The sequence below is a fragment of the Streptomyces sp. NPDC093089 genome (assembly GCF_044754405.1).
Taxonomy (GTDB): domain Bacteria; phylum Actinomycetota; class Actinomycetes; order Streptomycetales; family Streptomycetaceae; genus Streptomyces.
Genome location: NZ_JBIVPA010000006.1, coordinates 264,980 through 285,663, shown reverse-complemented (window position 1 = coordinate 285,663; position 20,684 = coordinate 264,980). Strand labels below are relative to the sequence as shown.

The 20,684-nt window shown below is 72.5% G+C and carries 16 protein-coding genes; 6 read left to right on the top strand and 10 right to left on the bottom strand.

Translation table 11 applies throughout. The features are described from left to right. Positions 1-30: 30 nt before the first annotated feature. From ACIQFX_RS16520 to ACIQFX_RS16490, 7 genes are all read right to left on the bottom strand, one after another. The gene (locus ACIQFX_RS16520) at positions 31-978 is read right to left on the bottom strand and encodes a PmoA family protein (protein ID WP_402463561.1); all 948 of its coding nucleotides are present in this window, start codon (positions 976-978) and stop codon (positions 31-33) included. Further along, positions 975-2,138, bottom strand: coding sequence for a Gfo/Idh/MocA family protein (locus ACIQFX_RS16515; RefSeq protein ID WP_402463559.1), 1,164 nt, complete (start codon positions 2,136-2,138; stop codon positions 975-977). Before ACIQFX_RS16515 ends, ACIQFX_RS16520 begins: the two co-directional genes overlap by 4 nt. Before the next feature lie 26 nt (positions 2,139-2,164). Further along, on the bottom strand, positions 2,165-3,076 hold the full coding sequence (locus ACIQFX_RS16510; protein WP_402463845.1) for a carbohydrate ABC transporter permease: 912 nt from the start codon (positions 3,074-3,076) through the stop codon (positions 2,165-2,167). 14 nt (positions 3,077-3,090) lie between these two features. Then, positions 3,091-4,029, bottom strand: a complete 939-nt coding sequence (locus ACIQFX_RS16505; protein ID WP_402463556.1) for a carbohydrate ABC transporter permease — start codon at positions 4,027-4,029, stop codon at positions 3,091-3,093. Between the two features lie 118 nt (positions 4,030-4,147). Beyond that, on the bottom strand, positions 4,148-6,031 hold the full coding sequence (gene araD / locus ACIQFX_RS16500) for an L-arabinonate dehydratase (RefSeq protein ID WP_402463843.1): 1,884 nt from the start codon (positions 6,029-6,031) through the stop codon (positions 4,148-4,150). Next, the gene (locus ACIQFX_RS16495) at positions 6,028-6,930 is read right to left on the bottom strand and encodes a dihydrodipicolinate synthase family protein (protein ID WP_402463553.1); all 903 of its coding nucleotides are present in this window, start codon (positions 6,928-6,930) and stop codon (positions 6,028-6,030) included. The genes araD and ACIQFX_RS16495 overlap by 4 nt, the downstream gene beginning before the upstream one ends. A gap of 120 nt (positions 6,931-7,050) precedes the next feature. Further along, positions 7,051-7,680, bottom strand: coding sequence for a GntR family transcriptional regulator (locus tag ACIQFX_RS16490; RefSeq protein ID WP_402463550.1), 630 nt, complete (start codon positions 7,678-7,680; stop codon positions 7,051-7,053). 230 nt (positions 7,681-7,910) lie between these two features. Here ACIQFX_RS16490 and yicI point away from each other — a divergent pair, with 230 nt between their 5' ends. The 3 genes from yicI (at position 7,911) to ACIQFX_RS16475 (ending at position 11,475) form a co-directional block, all read left to right on the top strand. Continuing rightward, positions 7,911-10,160, top strand: coding sequence for an alpha-xylosidase (yicI, locus tag ACIQFX_RS16485; RefSeq protein ID WP_402463547.1), 2,250 nt, complete (start codon positions 7,911-7,913; stop codon positions 10,158-10,160). A 43-nt stretch (positions 10,161-10,203) separates the two neighbouring features. After that, positions 10,204-10,482, top strand: coding sequence for a hypothetical protein (locus ACIQFX_RS16480; RefSeq protein ID WP_402463544.1), 279 nt, complete (start codon positions 10,204-10,206; stop codon positions 10,480-10,482). Between the two features lie 558 nt (positions 10,483-11,040). Next, the gene (locus ACIQFX_RS16475; RefSeq protein WP_402463542.1) at positions 11,041-11,475 is read left to right on the top strand and encodes a YdeI/OmpD-associated family protein; all 435 of its coding nucleotides are present in this window, start codon (positions 11,041-11,043) and stop codon (positions 11,473-11,475) included. A 250-nt stretch (positions 11,476-11,725) separates the two neighbouring features. Here the strand turns inward: ACIQFX_RS16475 and ACIQFX_RS16470 are convergent, their stop codons facing one another. Together ACIQFX_RS16470 and ACIQFX_RS16465 are read right to left on the bottom strand one after the other, a co-directional pair. Beyond that, positions 11,726-12,607 carry an ABC transporter permease gene (locus ACIQFX_RS16470; protein ID WP_402463539.1) on the bottom strand — a complete coding sequence of 294 codons (882 nt, stop codon included), beginning with the start codon at positions 12,605-12,607 and terminating at the stop codon, positions 11,726-11,728. After that, positions 12,604-13,515, bottom strand: a complete 912-nt coding sequence (locus ACIQFX_RS16465) for an ABC transporter ATP-binding protein (protein WP_402463536.1) — start codon at positions 13,513-13,515, stop codon at positions 12,604-12,606. Before ACIQFX_RS16465 ends, ACIQFX_RS16470 begins: the two co-directional genes overlap by 4 nt. A gap of 133 nt (positions 13,516-13,648) precedes the next feature. Between ACIQFX_RS16465 and ACIQFX_RS16460 the strand changes: the two genes are divergently transcribed. Together ACIQFX_RS16460 and ACIQFX_RS16455 are read left to right on the top strand one after the other, a co-directional pair. Next, on the top strand, positions 13,649-14,842 hold the full coding sequence (locus ACIQFX_RS16460) for a sensor histidine kinase (RefSeq protein ID WP_402463533.1): 1,194 nt from the start codon (positions 13,649-13,651) through the stop codon (positions 14,840-14,842). Then, on the top strand, positions 14,839-15,510 hold the full coding sequence (locus ACIQFX_RS16455) for a response regulator (RefSeq protein ID WP_402463530.1): 672 nt from the start codon (positions 14,839-14,841) through the stop codon (positions 15,508-15,510). Before ACIQFX_RS16460 ends, ACIQFX_RS16455 begins: the two co-directional genes overlap by 4 nt. 159 nt (positions 15,511-15,669) lie before the next feature. On the opposite strand, the gene ACIQFX_RS16450 is transcribed toward ACIQFX_RS16455, so the two are convergent. Next, positions 15,670-18,645, bottom strand: coding sequence for a glycoside hydrolase family 3 C-terminal domain-containing protein (locus ACIQFX_RS16450; protein WP_402463527.1), 2,976 nt, complete (start codon positions 18,643-18,645; stop codon positions 15,670-15,672). Between the two features lie 341 nt (positions 18,646-18,986). Between ACIQFX_RS16450 and ACIQFX_RS16445 the strand changes: the two genes are divergently transcribed. Beyond that, entirely contained in the window at positions 18,987-20,684 is a 1,698-nt protein-coding gene (locus ACIQFX_RS16445; RefSeq protein WP_402463524.1) for an extracellular solute-binding protein, read from the top strand.

Here is a 20,684-nt window from a genome sequence, read left to right as displayed (position 1 = left end):
GGCCGGGTCGACGCCCCCGGGCCGCCCCGGTCACGGCGCCACCGCCCTGCGGACCAGCGCCGCCGCCCCGGACCGGTCGAGCCGGCCGTCGGCGACGACGGTCACCACCCGCCGTACGAGGGTCTCCCCGGCCGGCACCGCGAGGCGCCCGGCGTGGGCGAGCGAGGAGCCGACGCCGGGGTACTCGGCGGCGCGCACGAACCAGGGGTCGCTGCGCGTCCGCGCGGTCGCCCCGGCGAACACCAGGGTCCAGTCCTCGCCCGCGAGCGCCACCCAGTCCGCGGTGAAGCCGTGCACGGCGGCCTCGCCGTCCGTGTCGGGGCCGCTTGCAGCAGCACCCGTGCCGGGGCCGCTTGCAGCACCTGCGCCACCCGCGCCGGAGCTGCTCGCACCGCTTCCGCCTCCGCCTCCGCCTCCGTCCGGGCCGAACGCCGTCGGCGGCGCGGTCTCCTTGGGCGCGCGCCAGAAGAAGCCGCCGTACGCGGCGCCGGGGCGGCCGTTGGTCGCGGGGCTGCCGAGGGAGAGGTCGCGGCCCGAGGTGTTGGTGAGGGAGAAGGTGAGGTCGAGGGCCCAGGCGGAGTCGGTGAGGGCGGTGGCCGCGACGGTGCGGTGCTCGCGCAGCAGCCGCTCGCCGCCGGCGATCCAGCTCAGCTCCTCGACGAAGCCGTCCGGGTCGCACAGCTTGAACCCGTCGTGCCGCTGCACGCCGTGGTTGTCGAGCTCGACGGGGCCGCGGTCGCGGACGAAGGTGCGGCCGCCCCAGAAGTTGCGGCCGTCGACGTCGGCGACGGCGATGCCCGCTCCCAGGTGGTGCGGGTGGTCGTGGGGCAGGGTCTCGGTGACCACGCGGCCGGCGAGGGTGGTGACGGGGTGCAGATGCGGCCGCGGAGCGTGGCCGGGGGCGAGGTCGGGCCGGGTGGTGTAGCGGGCGACGGTGCGGCCCGCGCAGCGCAGCAGGACCGGCGGCTCGGGGGTCATCGGGCCTCCGCCCGGTGCGACGGCGCCCAGGTGGCGCCGAGTTCGGAGAAGAGCCGCAGCCCGTCGGCGCTGGCGTCGACCAGGGTGTCGACGCCGTCGACGACCCGGCGCGGCGCGCTCTCGCCGGGCTCGGCGTGCCAGTGTGCGTCGGGGATCGCCAGCGGGTCCGGGGCGGTCCGGACCGCCTCGACGACCCGCATGAACGCACCGGTCGCCGCCGGCGGCACCCGCAGCGGCTCGCCGTCCGTGACGTGCGCGACGAGGTTCTCCAGGAGGTCGGTGCGGCCGTACTCGGTCTCCTCGGGTCCGTGTCCCGCGCGCTGGACGAGGACCCGGTCCTGCCGGTACCAGAAGGTGATGCGGCCGCGGGTGCCGTGGACGACCGCGTACGGCTCCGAGGACTTCTCGGCGCAGAGGGTGGCGGCGACCGTGACCTGGGTGCCGGCCGAGGTCACCACCCGTACCGCGGAGGTGTCGTCGGACTCGATCGCGTGCGCGCGGAGGAGTTCGGTCTCGATGTGCTCGACGTCCTCCGCGCGGGTGGAGCCGGAGAGCGCGAGGGCGGTGGCGACGGCGTGGGCGAGCGGGTTGGTGAGCGCCCCGTCGACGACGTCGGTGCCGTCGAGCCGCCGGTGCCCGGCCCAGGGCACGCGGCGGAAGTAGGCCTCGTCGCGGACCCAGGCGCCGGCCGCCCCGACCCCGAGGAGTTCACCGACGGCGCCCTCCTCGATCAGGCGGCGGATCGCGGGCACGGCGTGCGAGCCGAGCGACTGGAAGCCGATCTGGCAGGCCACCCCGGCGGCCTCGACGCCGTCGGCCATCCGGCGGAACTCCGCGTACGACGGGGCGGGCGGCTTCTCCAGGAGGACGTGCGCCCCGTGCCGGGCGGCGGCGAGCGCCATGTCGGTGTGGGTCTGGATGGGGGTGGACAGCACGGCGATCCGGGCGCCGGTGGAGGCGAGGAGCGCCTCGAAGTCGGCGGACTGCTCGGGGTCTCCGATGCCGTCCAGTTCGGCCGCGTCCAGCGGGCGCAGCTCGCAGACGCCGGCGAGCCGGACGAGCCCGCGCTCTTCGAGGCGGCGGATGTTGAGGAGGTGGCTGCGGCCGTGGCCGCGGGCGCCCGCGAGGACGACCGGCAGCGGGGTGCGTGCGGGGGTCATGTGTTCCTTGTCCGTGGGGGTGCCGTTCATCCCTTCACCGCCCCGGCGCTGAAGCCGGTGACCAGCCACTTCTGGATGAAGGCGAAGACGACGACGACGGGCACGGCGGCGATGACGCCGCCCGCGGCGAGTGCGCCGAGGTCGACGCTGTCGGCGCCCATGAGGGTGTTGAGGCCGACGGGGATCGTCTGCTTGTCCTGGCTGCTGAGGAACATCAGGGCGAAGAGGAAGTGGTTCCAGGCGTGGACGAAGGCGAACGAGCCGACGGCGACCAGCCCGGGCCGCAGGAGCGGCAGGACGACGATCCGGAAGGCGTGGAACCGGTTGCAGCCGTCGACCCAGGCCGCCTCCTCCAGGGAGTACGGCACGTTCCTGATGAAGCCGCTGATGAGGATCATCGACAGCGGGAGCTGGAAGACCGTCTCGGCGATGATGACGCTGCCGAGCGAGTTGATCATCCGCAGCTCGGCGAAGATCTGGAAGAGCGGCACGAGGAGCAGCGCGCCCGGCACGAACTGGGAGCACAGCAGGGCCAGCATGAAGCCCTTCTTGATCCGGAAGTCGAAGCGGGCGAGGGCGTATCCGCCGGCCAGCGCGACGACCGTCGTCATCACCAGGACCGCGACGCCGATGAGCAGGCTGTTCTGGAAGAAGACGCCGAAGCTGCGCTCGTTCCACACCTTCTCGAAGTGCGCGGTGGTCATCGGCCACGGCACGAGCGAGGTGGAGCCGGCGGGCCGGAGGGCGAAGAGCAGGATCCAGTAGAAGGGGACGAGGGTGAAGAGGAGGTAGATCCCGAGCGGCAGGTAGATCTGCCAGCGGGGCACCTCGTCCCAGGCCCGGTGCCGGCCGCGCGGGGTGGCGGGCGGGGTCCGGTCGGGCGGCGGGGCGGCCGCGGGGGCGGCCGGGGCCGCGCTCGGGGTGGACTCGGCCGTCACTGTCGACTCGGCTGTCACTTGCCGTCGCCTCCGAACCTGCTCAGGCGCAGATAGACCATCGAGCAGAAGAGAAGGATCACGAACGCCACCGTGGTGAGGGCGGAGGCGTATCCGAAGTTGTGGGCGTCGACGCTGGTGTGCGCCACGTACAGCGGCAGCGTGGTCGTCTCGCCCGCCGGGCCGCCGCCGGTCAGCGTGTACAGCAGGTCGACGTTGTTGAACTCCCAGACCGCCCGCAGCAGCGTCGACAGGACGATCGCGTCCCGGATGTGGGGGAGCGTGATGTGGACGAACTGGCGGATCCGACCCGCCCCGTCGACCTCGGCCGCCTCGTACAGGTCCTTCGGTACGGACTGGAGGTCGGCCAGGATGAGGATCGCGAAGAACGGCACCCCGCGCCAGAGGTCCGCGACGATCGCCGCCGGGAACACGGTGGAGGTGTCCGAGAGCCAGGACGTGCCGTACGTGCCCATGCCCAGATCCGCGAGGTAACGACTGATGCCCGTCTGGGAGTTGTAGAGCAGCACCCAGATCGCCGAGGTGAGCACGCCCGAGACCGCCCACGGCGAGAACACCAGGGCCCGGCCCAGCGCGCGGCCGACGAACGTCTGGTTCACGATGAGGGCGAGCGCGAGCCCGAAGAGCAGCTGCAGCGTCACCTCGACGACGACCCACTTCAGGCTGAAGGTCAAGGTCCCCCAGAAGTGCGGGTCGTCGGTGAAGATCCGCGTGAAGTTGTCCAGGCCCGCGAACCCGTTCCGCCAGGGCTTCGTGGGGTTGTAGTGCTGGAGGCTGTAGTAGAAGACGCTGAGCACCGGGTAGGCGATGAAGCCCAGCATCAGCAGTCCGGCCGGGGCGATCAGCAGGTACGGCAGTCGGCGGGGATTCGCCCCCGTGCGGCGGCGTGCCCGTGCCGGTGCGGCCGGGGGCGGTGGGGTCACAGCTGAGGCCATGACGGCGGCTCCGTTCTCGGTGAAGCGCTTCGCGAACGACGTTCGAGATTTCGGACAGGCGGACGGGGCGGGGACGTGCGGCCGGACGTACGGCCGGAACGTGCGGGACCGGTGGGGCTCAGCCCGCGTACGGATCGGGGGTGGTCCCCGGCCGGGACAGGAAGGCGAAGTCGCAGCCGGTGTCGGCCTGCGAGACCTGCTCCATGTACAGCGCGCCGTAGCCGCGCCCGTACCGGGCCGGCGGCGGTGTCCACGCGGCCCGACGGCCGCTCAACTCCTCGTCCGTGACGTGCAGGTGGAGGGAGCGCGCCGCGACGTCGAGGGTGATCGTGTCGCCCGTACGGACGAGGGCGAGCGGTCCGCCGACATGGGACTCGGGCGCCACGTGCAGCACACAGGCCCCGTAACTCGTCCCGCTCATCCGGGCGTCGGAGATCCGGACCATGTCCCGCACCCCCTGCTCCAGGAGGTGGCGGGGAATGGGCAGCATGCCGTACTCCGGCATCCCGGGCCCGCCCTTGGGGCCCGCGCCGCGCAGCACGAGCACGTGGTCGGCGGTGATGCCGAGCGCCGGGTCGTCGATGGTCCGCTGCATCGTCCGGTAGTCGTCGAAGACGACCGCCGGGCCGGTGTGCTTCAGCAGCCGCGGCTCGGCCGCGACGTGCTTGATGACGGCGCCGTCCGGACAGAGGTTGCCGCGCAGCACCGCGACCCCGCCCTCGGCGGCCAGCGGCCTCGCCCGGTCCCGGATCACCTCGTCGTCGTGCACGAGCGCGCCGGCGAGCTGCTCCCGCAGGCTCCCGTGCGAGACGGTCGGCCGGTCCAGGTGCAGCACGTCGGTGAGCCGCGACAGGAACCCGGTCATGCCGCCCGCGAAGTGGAAGTCCTCCATCAGGTACCGCCCGCCGGGCCGCAGGTTCGCCAGCACCGGCACCGTGCGGGCGATCCGGTCGAAGTCGTCGAGGGTGAGCTCCACCCCGGAGCGCCCGGCCATGGCGATCAGGTGGATGACGGCGTTGGTCGAGCCGCCGAGCGCCAGGACCGCCGCGACCGCGTCCTCGTACGCCTCCCGGGTCAGCAGCGCCGACAGCCGCAGGTCCCGCCGTACGAGCTCCACGATCCGCAGGCCCGAGGCCGCCGCCATCCGGTCGTGCCCGGAGTCGACCGCCGGCACCGAGGAGGCGCCCGGCACCGTCACGCCCAGCGTCTCGGCGGCGGCGGTGAGCGTGGACGCCGTGCCCATCGTCATGCAGTGGCCCGGTGAGCGGGCGAGCCCGCTCTCCAGCTCGGCCATCTCGCAGTCGCCGATCAGCCCGGCCCGCTTCTCGTCCCAGTACTTCCACATGTCCGTACCGGAGCCGAGCCGCTCGCCGCGCCAGTGGCCCGGCAGCATCGGACCGGCCGGCACGAACACGGTCGGCAGGTCGACCGAGGCGGCGCCCATCAGCAGCGCCGGCGTCGTCTTGTCGCAGCCGCCCATCAGGACCGCCCCGTCCACCGGGTACGAGCGCAGCAACTCCTCCGTCTCCAGGGAGAGGAGGTTGCGGTAGAGCATCGGCGTCGGCTTCTGGAACGTCTCCGACAGCGTGGAGACGGGGAACTCCAACGGGAAGCCCCCGGCCTGCCACACGCCCCGCTTCACCGCCTGGGCCCGGTCGCGCAGATGGACGTGGCAGGGGTTGATGTCGGACCAGGTGTTGAGGATCGCGATCACCGGCTTCCCGAGGTGCTCCTCGGGCAGGTACCCGAGCTGCCGGGTCCGGGCCCGATGACTGAACGAGCGCAACCCGTCCGTGCCGAACCACTGGTGGCTGCGGAGCTGTTCGGGCCTGCGGACTTCCTCGGGTCCGCGGAGCTCTTCGGGCCTGCGGCCCCCGCCGCCGGGCTCGGGGCCCCCACCATCGGCCTCGGGGTTCGTCCCGGCGGGCTCGTGGTTCGTCCCGGCGGGCGCGTGGCCCGCGTGGACAGGCACGCGGCCCCCACCGTCCGGCTCGGGGCTCATATCGGCCACCCGCCGACGATCGCCGCGACCTCGGCCCGCGCCGCCTCGGGGAGTTCGCGGCTCGGCGGGCGGATCGCGCGGCGGCACAGGCCGAGGGAGGCGAGGGCCTCCTTGACCACCGTCACGTTGTCCGCGCTGCCGTTCGCCGCGCGCAGTTCCTCGAAGCGGCGGATCCGCTCCCACACCTTCATCGCCGTCGGGTAGTCGCCGGCCCGCAGCGCGTGCAGCATCTCCAGGGAGAGCCCGGGGGAGACGTTGACCAGGCCGGAGGTGAAGCCGGTCGCGCCGCTCGCGAAGTAGGCCGGGGCGTACGGCTCGGCGAGGCCGGCCACCCAGACGAACCGGTCGAGGCCCGCGTCCCGCGCGAAGCCGGCGAAGCGGGCCGCGTCGGGCACCGCGTACTTCACGCCGACGACGTTCGGGCAGGCGGCGCCGAGCTCGGCGAGCCGTGCCCCGCTCAGGAGCGGGTTGCGGATGTAGGGGACGACGCCGAGTTCGGGGACGGCCTCGGCGATGGCGCGGTGGTAGTCGACCCAGCCGCTCTCGGAGACGTACGGGTGGACGGGCTGGTGGACCATCAGCATGTCGGCGCCGGTGGCGTGGGCGTGCCGGGCGGCCTCGACCGCGGTCGGCACGTCGTGGCCGACGCCGACCAGGATCACGGCCCGCCCGCCCGCCTCCTCGACGGTCGCCTCGGTGACGGCGCGGCGCTCCTCGGGGGTGAGGGCGTAGAACTCGCCGGTGTTGCCGTTCGGGGTGAGGGTGCGGACCCCGCCGTCGAGCAGCCGCCGCAGCAGCGCGCGGTGGGCGGCGGTGTCGACCGAGCCGTCCTCGGCGAAGGGGGTGACCGGGATCGCCACGACGTCGGCGAGGGCGGCCCTCATTGTCTCGAATTCCATGGTGCCTCGCAGTTCGTTCACGGGCCGGAGCCCAAGGGGTGGGCACCCGCCCGCTGTTCACGGGGGAGGGGGAGCGCCCGTTCGGCGAAGGCGCCCGCCAGGGGACGGTTACGACTACGGCTACGGGAAGGCGCGTTCGACGAAGGAGGCGATGTGGTCGTGTACGGCCCGGCCGGCCCCGGCGGCGTCGCCCGCGGCGGCGAGCCGCAGGATCTCCTCGTGCTCCGCGGCCTCGCGTTCCCAGGAGGGGACGGCGGCCCAGGCGACGGTGGAGACCAGGGCGGCCTGGTCGCGGACCTCGTCGAGCATCCGGCCGAGCAGCGGGTTGCCGCAGGGCAGGTAGAGCGCGCGGTGGAACTCCCTGTTGGCGAGGGAGCGTTCCGCGGGGTCCTCGGCCGCGGCGGCCCGGCGGAGCGCCTCGTGCGCGGTGTCGAGCGGGGCGCCCGAGGCGACCGCGCGGCGGACCGCCTCGGGTTCCAGGAGCAGGCGCACGTCGTAGACGGCGCGGGCCATGTCCGCGTCGACCATCCGGACCGTGACGCCCTTGTACTGGTTCATCACCACGAGCCCGCTGCCCGCGAGGGTCTTGAGCGCCTCGCGCACCGGGGTCTTCGACACTCCGAAGCGCGCGGCGAGTTCGGTCTCCACGAGTGCCTGTCCGGGTCTGAGGCCCCCGGTGAGGATGTCGTGCTTGATCGCTTCCAGGACGTACTGGGTGCGGGACGGGATGGGGCTGGGGGCGAAGGCCATGGAGCACTCTCAGATCTCGTGTATCGCGTCTCATATATGACGTACGAAGTGCAACGGGCATGAAGCTAGGGGGGCGTCGGTGTTTCGTCAATGCTTCGCGCAGGGTTCGTGAAAGCGTTTTCTATCGCGCGGGATCCGAGGGGGCGCCGGGGCTGGTTCACCGTTTTGTTTTCTGGGATAACTATTGGGGGCTCCGCGGAGCCCCTCCGACCCCGCCCCCAAGGACCCGCATGAAGTTCACCGACGGCTTCTGGCTCATGCGCGAAGGCGTCCACGCCTCGTACGCCACCGAAGTCCGCGACCTGCGCACCGAAGCCGACGGCTTCACCGCCTACGCCTCCGTCAAGCGGGTCCTGACCCGCGGCGACACCCTGAACTCCGCCCTCCTGACCGTGGAGTGCCGCGCCCGCGCCGAGGGCGTCATCGGGGTCCGCGTCACCCACCACGCCGGAAAGGCCCACCGCGGACCGGACTTCGCCCTGGCCGACGGCGGACCGGGCGCCGGCGCGGTCCACGAGGACGGACCGGTCGTCGAACTCGCCTCCGGGCCGCTGCGGTTGCGCCTGGACCGCGCGGTGCCCTGGACGCTGAGCTTCACGGACGCCGACGGGCGACTCCTCACCGAGGCGGGCCGCAAGGGCACCGCCTTCGTCACCACCCCCGACGGCGCCCACCACATGGCCGTCCAGCTCGCGCTCGGCGTCGGCGAGCAGATCTACGGCCTCGGCGAACGCTTCACCCCCTTCGTGAAGAACGGCCAGAGCGTCGACATCTGGCAGGCCGACGGCGGCACCAGCAGCGAACAGGCCTACAAGAACATCCCGTTCTACCTCTCCTCCCGCGGCTACGGCGTCTTCGTCGACCACCCCGGACGCGTCTCCTTCGAGGTCGGATCCGAAGCCGTCGGCCAGGTCCAGTTCAGCGTCGAGGACCAGACCCTGGAGTACCTGGTCGTCGCCGGCCCCACCCCCAAGGACGTCCTCGCCCGCTACACCGCGCTCACCGGCCGCCCCGCCCTCCCGCCGCCCTGGTCCTTCGGCCTCTGGCTGACCACCTCGTTCACCACCCGCTACGACGAGGCGACCGTCACCTCCTTCGTCGACGGCATGGCCGAGCGCGACATCCCGCTCTCCGTCTTCCACTTCGACTGCTTCTGGATGCGCGAGTACCAGTGGTCGGACTTCCGCTGGGACCCCGACGCCTTCCCCGACCCGGCCGGGACCATCGCCCGCCTCAAGGAGCGCGGCCTGCGCGTCGGCCTCTGGATCAACCCGTACGTCGCCCAGAAGTCCGCACTCTTCGCCGAGGGCGCCGAGCGGGGCCTCCTCGTCCGCCGACCCGACGGCGACGTCTGGCAATGGGACCTCTGGCAGCCCGGCATGGCCCTCGTCGACTTCACGAACCCCGAGGCCAGGACCTGGTTCCAGGACAAGCTGCGCCCCCTGCTCGCCCAGGGCGTCGACTGCTTCAAGACCGACTTCGGCGAGCGCGTCCCCACCGACGTCGTCTGGCACGACGGCTCCGACCCCGCCCGCATGCACAACTACTACGCCCAGCTCTACAACCGCACCGTCTTCGAACTCCTGGAGAAGGAGCGCGGCACCGGCGAGGCGGTCCTCTTCGCCCGCTCCGCGACCGCCGGGGGCCAGCAGTTCCCCGTGCACTGGGGCGGCGACTGCTGGGCCTCCTTCGAGGCCATGGCCGAGTCACTGCGCGGCGGCCTCTCCCTCTCCCTCAGCGGCTTCGGCTTCTGGAGCCACGACATCGGCGGTTTCGAAGGCACCCCCGAGCCCGAGGTCTTCACCCGCTGGCTCGCCTTCGGCCTCCTCTCCTCCCACAGCCGCCTCCACGGCAGCGACTCCTACCGCGTGCCCTGGGAGTTCGGCGACACCGCCGTCGCCGTCGCCCGCCGCTTCGCCCGCCTCAAACACCGCCTCATGCCCTACCTGTACGCCGCCGCCGTCGAGGCCCACACCACCGGCACCCCCCTCATGCGGCCCATGCTCCTCGAATTCCCCGACGACCCCGCCTGCCGCACCCTCGACCGCCAGTACATGCTCGGCCCCGACCTCCTCGTCGCCCCCGTCATGCACCCCGGCGGCGAGGTCGAGTTCTACGTCCCCGAAGGCCGCTGGACCCACCTCCTCACCGGCGAGACCGTCACCGGCCCCGCCTGGCGCCACGAGACCCACGACCTCCACGGCCTCCCCCTCTACGTCCGCCCCGGCGCCGTCCTCCCCCTCGCCGCCGACACCTCGCGCCCCGACGGCGCCTGGCTCGACGGCCTCACCCTCCTGGTCGCCCCCGGCACCCCGCCCGGCACCACGACCACCGTCACCGTCCCCGACCACCGGGGCGCCCCGGCCGCGGTCTACCGGGTGACACGAACGGAAACGGGCCCGACCGCGACGGTCACGGGAACCGACCGGCCTTACGAGGTAAGGAACTTGGGCCCCGGATGCGTCGAAGGCGTCAACTGACCTGGGGAGTTCCTTCAGCTTCCTTCGGGTTCCTTCGGTCCGGATGCTGTACGCCGGCGCCTTGTTCCTCGTGGTGACGGGCTTCGCTGTGGAACCGAGCGGCTGCGGGGGGCGCTTCCAGGCTTCGTGTTCGGGTGACACGTACTGGCGCCTCGGCATCGGCTTCGGTCTCGTCGTGCTGGCGGCGCCCGTGCTTCGCAAGGTCGTGCCGAGCGTTCCGTTCGAGCAGGGTGTCGGCCGGACGGCCCCTGTCACCGCTCTGCTCGCGGGTGCGGCGGTGGGTGTCGCTCTGGCGGTGACGGCGTTCCGCCTGGCGGGTTGAGGCGTTCGGATCACCGCGAGGCGTGCGCCGGGCAGGTGCCTGCCCGGCGCAGCAGCCTGTTCATCCGCGTGACCAGGCGGGCGTCGGACCGCCGCTCGACGCCCGGCCAGGGTCTACCGGTCCACGGCCTTGATGCCGGAGGACGGGTTGGGGCTGTAGGGGTGGGGCGGCCCAGCCCCCGGACGACAGGGACGCGGAGGCAAAGAGCGCCGAACTTCCTTGCGAGGCAAGGACCCTGGGGATCGGAGGCGTCCAGGAAGGGAACTGATCCACGACGTGGCCGGGATATGCCGACGAGGCAGGGAAGGCCGGCGTTACGATCCTCAAGCCCGCCGGTGCTCTGCCGGGGGGCGGCTGCGGCGGCGCCTTCGCGGACGTGGACGGCGACGTCCGAAGTCATCGGCTGCCGCACCCCGGTCCGACCGGCCGGAGCGGCCGTCGGAGCCGGGCGGTCCGGACCCGTGGGGAGCCGGACCCACCGTGAGCTGTACCCGCGGTGAGTCGCCCCCGCCGTGAGCCGGTCCCGCGGTGAGCCTGCCGACCAACAGGAGGAAGACCATGAAGTTTCTGTCCGAAGTCGAGCCGCCCGAGCGCATGCGGGGCCTGGAGGTCCCGCCCGAGGTGGTGGACGCGCTCGGCGGAGGCGCCCGGCCCCCGGTGACGATCACGGTCAACGGGCATTCCTGGAAGAGCCGTGTCGCCATCATGCGAGGCCGCCACCTGCTCGGCCTCAGCAAGGCCAACCGCGAGGCCGCGGGTGTCGAAACCGGCGAACAGGTCGAGGTCGAACTGGAGCTCGACACCGAGCCCCGCGTCGTCGTCGAACCCCCGGACTTCGCCGCTGCCCTGGACGAAGACCCCTTCGTCCGCGCCGCCTACGACAGCCTCTCCCACACCCGCAAGCGCCAGCACGTACTCGCCATCGAGAGCGCGAAGGGTGCCGACACACGCCGCCGACGCATCGAGAAGGCCATCGACACGCTCAGGGCCTGACACCGGGAAGCGCGGCGAGACCCCGCCGCGTCGGCGCCCGCCCGCCTTGACCCCATGGTCGTCGTGGTCGTGGTGCGCGCCTCGCGTCCGACCCCGCCGGTCCCGGGCGAGCGGGGCCGGCGGCGCCGACTTCGGCTCCTCGTACGGCCGCCCCGGCCGCTCCCGGCCTACGTGATGGGTCACGTAGGCACGGCCCGCCAGGTGATCGACGGCCACCCGCTGTGAGAAACAAGAAACCCACCGGGTCCGCTCACACATCGCGGTGGTGCGCGACGGCCACGGTGACGGCCGCCGCGACGAGCGACCATGCCCCGAACACGATCCACCCCTCGGTGACCGATACCGAGTACTTGTCCACGCTGTGGTCCCGTCCAGGGTTCTGGACGAGAGCCCGCCATGCGGTGAGCGGCATCGCGTTGCCGATCTCCTTGACCCACCGATAGGTCTCGCCCATGAACAGAGCGGGCAGCAGCAGGAGCACGCCGACGACAGCGACGACGGTGCCCGCGGCGTGGCGGATGAGTGTGGCGAGGGCCATGCCGACGAGGGCGCACAGCGGCGCGAGCAGCGCGGAGGCGGCAACGGCCCGCAGCGTGCCGGGGTCGCCGATGGACATGCCGTGGTAATCCTGCAGGATCGCCTGGGTGGCGCCGAACGAGGCGCCGGCGGTGACCGTGCCGAGGGCGAGCATGACAGCCGCCATGACGGTCATCTTGGCCGTCGTCACCGCACGGCGTGCGGGAACGGCCGCGAAGGTGGTGCGGATCAGTCCGCTGGTGTACTCGCCGAAGACGGCGATGGCGCCGACGCTGCCGGCGATGACCATGAGGAGCTGCCAGGCCGGATCGACGAAGGCGGACGCCAGGGGATCGAACAGCATCTGCGGCCGCTCGGGAAGCCCTGGCGGTGGGGCAGGCGGCAGTTCGGGCTGATGCGCCAGCCGGTCGGCATTCGACAGGGCGGAGTTCACGTTGATCCCGATGACGGCCAGGGGACCGATTCCGAGGACCCAGTAGGTGGAACGCAGCGACCACAGTTTGATCCACTCGGCGATGAGGAGGTGGTGGAACCGGGTGGGTGAGGCGGGGGCGGTCACGTACGCCTTGGGCTCGGCGACTGTCTGTGCGGTCATCGTGCGTCTCCTGCGCCGTACTCGACGCTGTCGGCGGTGAGTTCCATGAACGCCTCTTCCAGGGAGGCGGAGCGGGGGGCGAGTTCGTGCAGCAGGACACGGCTGTGGAACGCGAGCTCGCCGATACGGTCCGCGCCCATGCCGGTCACCGTGCACGCCCCGTCGGCCTCGCCGCGGACGACCGCCCCCTCCTCGGTGAGGACGGACGCCAGCCGGGCGACCTCGGGCGTTCGGACGGTCACGCTCAGCCGGCTGCCGCGGGCGGCGAACTCCGCCAGGTTCTCCGCGGCGATCAGCTCGCCCCGGCCGATGACGATCAACTGCTGGGCGGTGTGCTCCATCTCGCGCATGAGATGGCTGGAGACCAGCACCGTACGGCCCTCGGCGGCCAGCCGGTGGAACAGGCCGCGCACCCACAGCACGCCCTCCGGGTCCAGCCCGTTGAGCGGCTCGTCGAACAGCAGGACGGGCGGGTCGCCGAGCAGCGCGGCGGCGATGCCGAGCCGTTGCTTCATCCCCAGCGAGAACCCCCCGATGCGGCGCCGTGCAGCGGTGGTCAGACCCACCTCCTCCAGGACCTCGTCCACCCGGCGCCGCGGCAGCCCGTTGCTGTGCGCCAGTGCCGACAGGTGCGCCCGTGCGCTGCGCCCCCCGTCCACGTCATGGGCGTCAAGCAGGGCCCCGACGTGCCGCAGCCCTCGTGGGAGTCCCCGGAACGGCTGCCCGTCGACGGTGACGGTGCCGCTGCTGGGGTCGTTCAGGCCGAGGATCATCCGCAGCGTGGTGGACTTGCCGGCGCCGTTGGGGCCGAGGAACCCGGTGACGTGGCCGGGACGGACGGTGAAGGTCAGGCGGTCGACGGCGGTCGTGGCGCCGTATCGCTTCGTCAGTTCGTTGGCTTCGATCACCCGGCCCACGGTGCCGTGGACCGGGCCCGCACGGCATCGGCCAGCGGGCCACACCCCCCGGATCCGCTTGTAGCCCCGGGGCGTACGCCCCGGGGCCGACGCCCCGGCCCCGGCCCGTACCTATGATCGCGGTATGAGCCTCTCACCCCGCGCCTCCCTCTCCTGGCGCTCGCGGCCTGCCGGGGCACAGGCCCTGGCCTGGTGCGGGGCCCTCGCCTATCCGATCCTGCTGTGCGTCGCGGTGCTCAACGAACACGAACCCACCGGTGTACGGCTCCTCCTGCCGGCCGTACTCTCGGTTCTGGCCGTTCCTCTGCTACGGCGTCGACCGTTTCCGGCCCTGACGCTGATGCTCGCCGGTTCGTTCGCCGCAACCTTGACGGCGGCGTCGAAGTCGGCCTCGGCGTTCCCCTTCACGGCACCCGGGCAGGCGTGGCAGATCGGCTGTCTGCAGGCTCTGCTGACCGATCTCGCCGTCGCCCGGATCGCTGCCACCCGGACGCGCCGGACCGCGCTCGCCGCTGCAGCGCTGACGCTCGCCGAGCAGATCGCCGCCGCCGCCCACTACCGGAGCGGGCAGGACGCCTTCGTCTCCACCATCGTGTTCCTCGTCCTGATGCTCGCCCTTGCCTGGTTGACCGGCTCTCTCGTCCAAGAGCGCCGCGAGCACGCCGAAACGGTGCGGGTCCAGGCCGCAGAGCAAGCAGTCGCCGTCGAGCGGCTGCGGATCGCCCGCGAGTTGCACGACGTGGTCGCGCACAGCATCGGCATCATCGCCATCCAGGCCGGCACGGGTCGCCGGGTCATCGAGACTCAGCCGGCCGAGGCCCGCAACGCGCTGGCCGTCATCGAGACCACCAGCCGGGACACCCTGGCCGGGCTGCGGCGCATGCTGGGATCCCTCCGCAAGGCCGAGCCGGAAGAGGCGCCGTTGGCCCCCGCGCCGGGCATGACGGACGTCGACCGGCTGGTCGCGACCACACGGAACGGCGGCGTGGTCGTCGACGTGGAGTGGCGAGGAGAACGGCGCCCGCTCCCCATGGACATCGAACTGTCCGCCTTCCGCATCATCCAGGAGGGCCTGACCAACGTGGTGCGCCACGCGGACACCCACGAGTGCCGGGTGGTCGTCGACTACCAGGAGGACGAACTCTCCATCGAGATCACCGACGACGGCCAGGGGCCCACACCCGCGGGCATCGGATACGGCATCACCGGCATGCGCGAGCGGGCCTTCCTCCTGCACGGCCAGTTCACCGCCGGACCCCGTCCCGAAGGCGGCTTCCGCGTCGCGGCGCGGCTGCCGGTGCCGGCGGGGCTGCGATGACCCCTGACCGCGTGCGTGTCGTGCTCGTCGATGACCAGCCGCTGGTGCGCGCCGGGCTGCGCGTACTCATCGCGGACTGCCCGGATCTCGAGATCCTGGGAGAAGCCGGCACGGGCGCCGAAGCGGTCCAGCTGGCCCAGGACGTCCGGCCCGATGTGGTCGTGATGGACATCCGCATGCCCGGCATGGACGGCATCGAGGCGACCCGGCTGATCACCGCCGACCCGAACACGGCACGGGTCCTCATCCTCACCACCTTCGACGACGACGAGTACGTCTACGGCGCGCTGCGCGCCGGCGCGAGCGGATTCCTCGTCAAGGACATGGACCTGGACGACATCCTCACCGCGATCCGTGTGGTCGCCGCCGGCGAAGCCCTGATCGCGCCGCGCGTGACCCGCCGCCTCATCGAGGAGTTCGCCGCACGCCCCGAACCCACGGCCGCGCCCCGGCGCGGGGCGATCGAAGGCGTCACCGACCGGGAACGCGAGGTGCTCACCCTCGTCGGACGCGGCCTGTCCAACGACGAGATCGCCGGCCGGCTCTTCATCAGTCCGGCCACGGCCAAGGCCCACGTGGGACGGCTGTTCTCCAAGCTGGCCGCCCGTGACCGGGTCCAGCTGGTCATCATCGCCTACGAACTGGGCTTGGTGTCGCCATCGCGCTGAGCGAGCGCACGTGGTGCCGGCTCCGCCTCCCCCGCACACCCGCCGTCCATGCAGCGCGCCGTCACGGTGAGCTCGGCCCCCGGCCCGGGGTGCCTGGTCATGCGGCAAAACGGCGTGACGTTCACGGCTGAAGCCGTCACGTCCGCTCCCGGGGCGGGGTCAGCCGCGGAAGTCCAGGCGTGCGAGGCGTACCGGCCCGTGCAGGGTGACGAGGAGGTCCGCGACGGCGCGCGCGTCCACGGGGGCGGTCAGGGTGCGGTAGGCGTACGGGCCGCCCGTCGGGGCCACCTCCAGCCGGGTGAGGGCGGTGCCGGCGGCGAGGGAGAGGGTGACCGTGCCCTCGCCCGCGACCGTCACGGCCACTTCCGTCACGCCGTCGGCGAAGTCGCAGGAGCGGTAGGCGAGGGTGCCGGGTTCGTCCGGTGAGGAGGGGGTCACCGCGTCGCCCGAGGATTTCGTGCGGTCGACGACCAGCGTGCCGGACTGGTCGTCGTAGTCGGCCGCGGCGAGGCCGTGGGTGACGACCGGGCGGGGGCTCGGGGCCGTGCCGGTCACCTCGAAGCGGACCGTGCGGCGGATGTCGCCGCTTGACGCGCCCGCCTGGATCTCGTACGCGCCGGGCTCGACGACCCAGCGACCGTGGGCCACGTCCCAGTGGCCGAGGGCGGACAGGGGGAGTGCGAAGGCGAGGGTGGAGGAGGTGCCGGGGGTGAGGGGGAGGCGCTCGTGGGTGAGGAGTGCACGGTGGGGGCGGGGGACGGACGGGGTGACGGCGCGGGCGTAGATCTGGACGACCTCGTCCGAGGGGACGGGGCCGGTGTTGGTGACGGTGCAGGAGATCCGGACGGTGTGCCCGTCGGCGACGGTGGCGGTCAGGTCCGTATGGGCGAAGGTCGTGTACGAGAGGCCGTGGCCGAAGGGGAAGAGGGGCGTGCCGTCGAAGTAGAGGTAGGTCTGGCGGCTGCCGATCACGTCGTAGTCGAGGAGGTCGGGCAGGTCGTCGTCGGAGGCGTACCAGGTCTGGGGGAGGCGGCCCGCCGGTGAGACGTCGCCGGCGAGGACGCGGGCGAGGGCCGTGCCGGCCGCCTGGCCGCCGTGGGCGGTCCAGAGGAGCGCGGGGAGTGCCGCCGCGGCTTCCGGGACCGCGTACGGGTAGGCGGAGACGAGGACGAGGACCGTACGGGGATTGGCGGCGTGGGCGGCGCGCCACAGGCGGTCCTGGTGGGCGGGGAGGGCGAGGGTCGTGCGGTCCTCGGTCTCGCGGCCGTTGACGTGGGGGTCGTTGCCGGCGACGACGACCACGACGTCGGCCGCGGCGGCGGCGCGGGCGACCGCGTCCTCGCCGCGTTCGACGGTCTCGACGGTGAACGTCTCGGCGGAGTCGCGATCGGCGGCAACCTTCACGGCCGCGGCGGCGACAGAGACGTAGTCCCCCGTCCCGAGGTGCACGAGGAGGTGCCCGTCCCCATGGGATTCGAGCCGGAACGTCTCCTGGACGACCCAGCCGCCGGGCTCGTCCGCCGACGCGCGGACGAAGCCGTCGTCGGCGACCGAGAGGTACCGGCCGTCGGGCGCGCGCAGGGTCAGGATCCCGTCGCCCCAGTCGATCAAGGCGAGTTCGGAGCCCTCTGCGTCGGCGGTCAGCGGGGGCAGGTCGGTGCGGCCCGTGACCAGCGCCGGATCGAGGGCGCCGACGGAGTCGCGTACGGTCTCCGCGTCCCCGGCTTCGGGGACCCGCAGCCGGGTGCCGGACGCGGTACGGAGCCGGATGCGGTCCACGCCCTCGGCGAAGTCCACGCGGTCGGCCCCGAAGCGCTCCCGCAGGCCCTCCAGCGGGGACGAGCGGTGGAGCAGGCCGCCGCTGTACCAGTCCAGCTTGCAGGCGTCGCCGAGGAGTCCGACCACCGCGATCCGGAGGCTCCCGTCGTCCGCGAGCGGCAGCAGCGGGCCGGCGCCGTGGGAGGTGTCCGCGTGGGTCGCGCCGTCCGAGCCGTCCGAGCCGTCCGAGCCGTCCGCGTCGCCCGTTCCACTCACCCCGCCGGCTCCACCGGTCCCACCGGCCGACGACACCACCGCCTCGTTCTTGAGCAGCACCACCGCCGCCTCCGCCGCCTCGCGGGCCAGCTCCCGGTGTTCGGGGGTGTCGAAGCGGTCCTCGGCGGCGTACGGGCCGGAGTCCGGGTCGAACTCGCCGAGCCGGCAGCGCACGGTCAGCTGGCGCCGTACCGCGCGGTCGACGTCGTCCGGGGTGATGAGGCCGAGCTCCAGGGCTCCGCGCAGGCGGCCCAGGATGACCGTGCTGTCCGTTCCGTGGTCGGTGAAGGAGTCGACGCCGGCGCGGAGGGCTGCCGCGACGGCCTCTTCGTGGGTGGCGAAGTAGGCCTGGGAGTCGGCCAGGTTGGAGGGGGCGCCCGCGTCGGAGCACACGAGCAGCTCCTGCTCCGTCCAGGCGCGCAACTCCGTCTCCAGGTAGGGGGAGAGGTGGTTCGGGCGGCCGTTGACCAGGTTGTACGCGGGCATGACTCCGGCGACGGCACCGGCCTCCACGGCGCCGCGGAAGGCTCGCAGGTCGTACTCGTGCAGCACGCGCGGCCGGACGGAGGCCGACGAGGTGTCGCGGGCGGCCTCGTTGTTGTGTGCCAGCCAGTGCTTGAGGACGGGGGCGGTGCGCCAGTACAGGGGGTGGTCGCCGCGCAGGCCGCGGGTGAACGCGGTGGCGAGGGCGGACGTCAGGGTCGGGTCCTCGGAGTAGCCCTCCTCGCCGCGGCCCCACAGAGGGTTGCGCAGCAGGTTCACGGTGGGCGCCCACACGTTGAGGCCGACCCGGTCGTCCTTGGCGCGCATGGCCCGCGCCTCGCGGGACACCGCCTCGCCGACCCGGCGTACGAGGTCCGGGTGCCAGGTCGCGCCGAGCCCCACGGCCTGCGGGAAGACGGTCGCCGGGCCCATCCAGGCGACGCCGTGCAGGGCTTCCTGGCCGGTGCGGAAGGCGGCGAGGCCGAGGCGCCCGACGCCGGGCGTGAACTGGTGGAGGAGGGCGAGGCGTTCGTCGGCGGTGAGGCGGTGGAGGAGGTCGTCGACGCGCCGGGCGACGGGGAGGGCGGGGTCGCGGAAGGGCGGCCGGTGTGCGGTCACGGGTGGGTCCCTTGGCGGAGGAGGGGAGGGGGGAGGTTTTCGAAGCGCTTCGATGCTCGGCGCGTGGAGGGTGGGTGTCAAGGCGTGGTGGCGGGCCAATTCCCCTGTGGGGAAGGGGGCTTGGTGTGTCGGAGAGGTGGCCGGAACATAGAGAAACTCGGAAACGACTCTTGCCGCGCCTGTGACGTTCACTTAACCTCGCAGCCATGTCGAAGCGCTTCGACTCGATGGTCGGCGGCGCCGGGGACGACGCCCCGCCAGATCCATCTCCACCACCGCAGCCGGTCGGCGACCTCCTCGGTCGCCGTGTGCCCTGGCGCGTGCCACGAAGGGTTGACGCAATGACGCCGAACGCCGTCTCCAGGGGCTCCCGGAGATCCGCCCCGAGCCGGAGGACGTTCCTGTCCGCCACCGCAGTGGCCGCCGCGGTCGCCGGCGGCGTACCGCTGCTCGCGGCCTGCGGCGGGGGCGGGGACACCGGGAAGAAGGACGGCACCACCACGGGCAAGGACGCGGCGAGGATCCTGCCCGCGTTCGTCGCCGGAACCGTCGTCGCCCCCGACGTCACGCCGAGGAACGGCTCCGCCGCCGGCTTCACCCGCGCGATCCCGAGCGCGGAGCTCAAGGCCTCCGTGCCCGCGAAGAGGGGCAAGGGCGCCGCCCTCACGGTCATGGCACCGCTCTGGGGCACCCCGCCCGCCCCCGGCAACCCGTACTACAAGGCCATGAACGAGGCCATCGGCACCGACGTGACGTGGCAGAACCAGGACGGGAACGTCTACGACCAGAAGCTCGGTGCCGTCCTCGCCTCCAGCGAGATCCCCGACGTCGTCGTCATCCCCGGCTGGAACCTCGGCGGCAAGATACCCACCGCGATCAACGCCAAGTTCGAGGACCTCGGCCCGTACCTCTCCGGCGACAAGGTCAAGGCGTACCCGAACCTCGCGGCGATCCCCACCGACGCCTGGCAGCGGTCGATCTTCGGGGGCAAGCTCCGCGGCCTGCCGATGCCGGCCTCGTACGTCACCAACATCGCGCCCTTCTACCGCAAGGACGTCTTCGACGCGAAGGGCTGGCAACTCCCGAGGAGCGCCGACGAGTTCCTCGCTCTGGCCAAGGAGATCACCAGCGCCAAGGCGAAGGTGTGGGCCTGCGGCGACATGACCTGGACCGCGTACAACATGTTCGGCGTGCTCTCCGGCAGCGACAAGGCGCTCGGCTGGCACCTCGTCGACGGCAGGCTGGTCAACCGCATCGAGACGCCGGAGTACCTCGAAGCCCTGGAGTGGACCCGCAAGCTCTTCGACGCCGGGGTCGTGCACCCCGACGAGAAGGCCCAGAACCAGGGGGACACCGGCAACCGCTTCACCGCGGGCCAGGTCCTGATCTACAACAACGACCTCTCCCACTGGTACGCCAAGACCTCCGAACAGGCCTCCCAGAACCCGTCGTTCGCGATGGGCGCGATGGACATCCCCGGCCACGCCGGCGGCGCGCCGAAGCTGTGGGCCACCAACCCCGCCAACATCTGGGCCTTCGTTCGCAAGGGCAGCTCCAAGGCGGTGATCGAGGACGTCCTCGCCGTCGCCGACTTCACCGCCGCCCCCTACGGCACCAAGGAGCGGATGCTCACCGACTACGGCGTCGAAGGCGTCCACCACACCGTCGAGGACGGCCTGCCCGTGAAGAACGACGCGGGCAACCTGGAGGTCAACAGCTCCTGGATGTTCGTCGCCAGCCCCGCCCCGTACATCGCCCACCCCGACACCCCCGAGGTCACGAAGGCCATGGTCGAGTGGCAGCAGCGGATGGGCGCCGTCACGAGCAAGTCGTCCTTCTACGGCATGACCATCACCGAACCGGCCCAGTGGACCGGCCTCATGAACGACTTCGAGCAGCTGGAGAAGGACGTCGTCCGCGGCCGCAAGAAGGTCTCCGACATGCAGCAGGCGGTCTCCGAGTGGAGGAGCAAGGGCGGCGACCAGCTGCGCGACTGGTACCGGAAGCTCCTCGACACCACCGGCTCCGCGGCGAGTTGA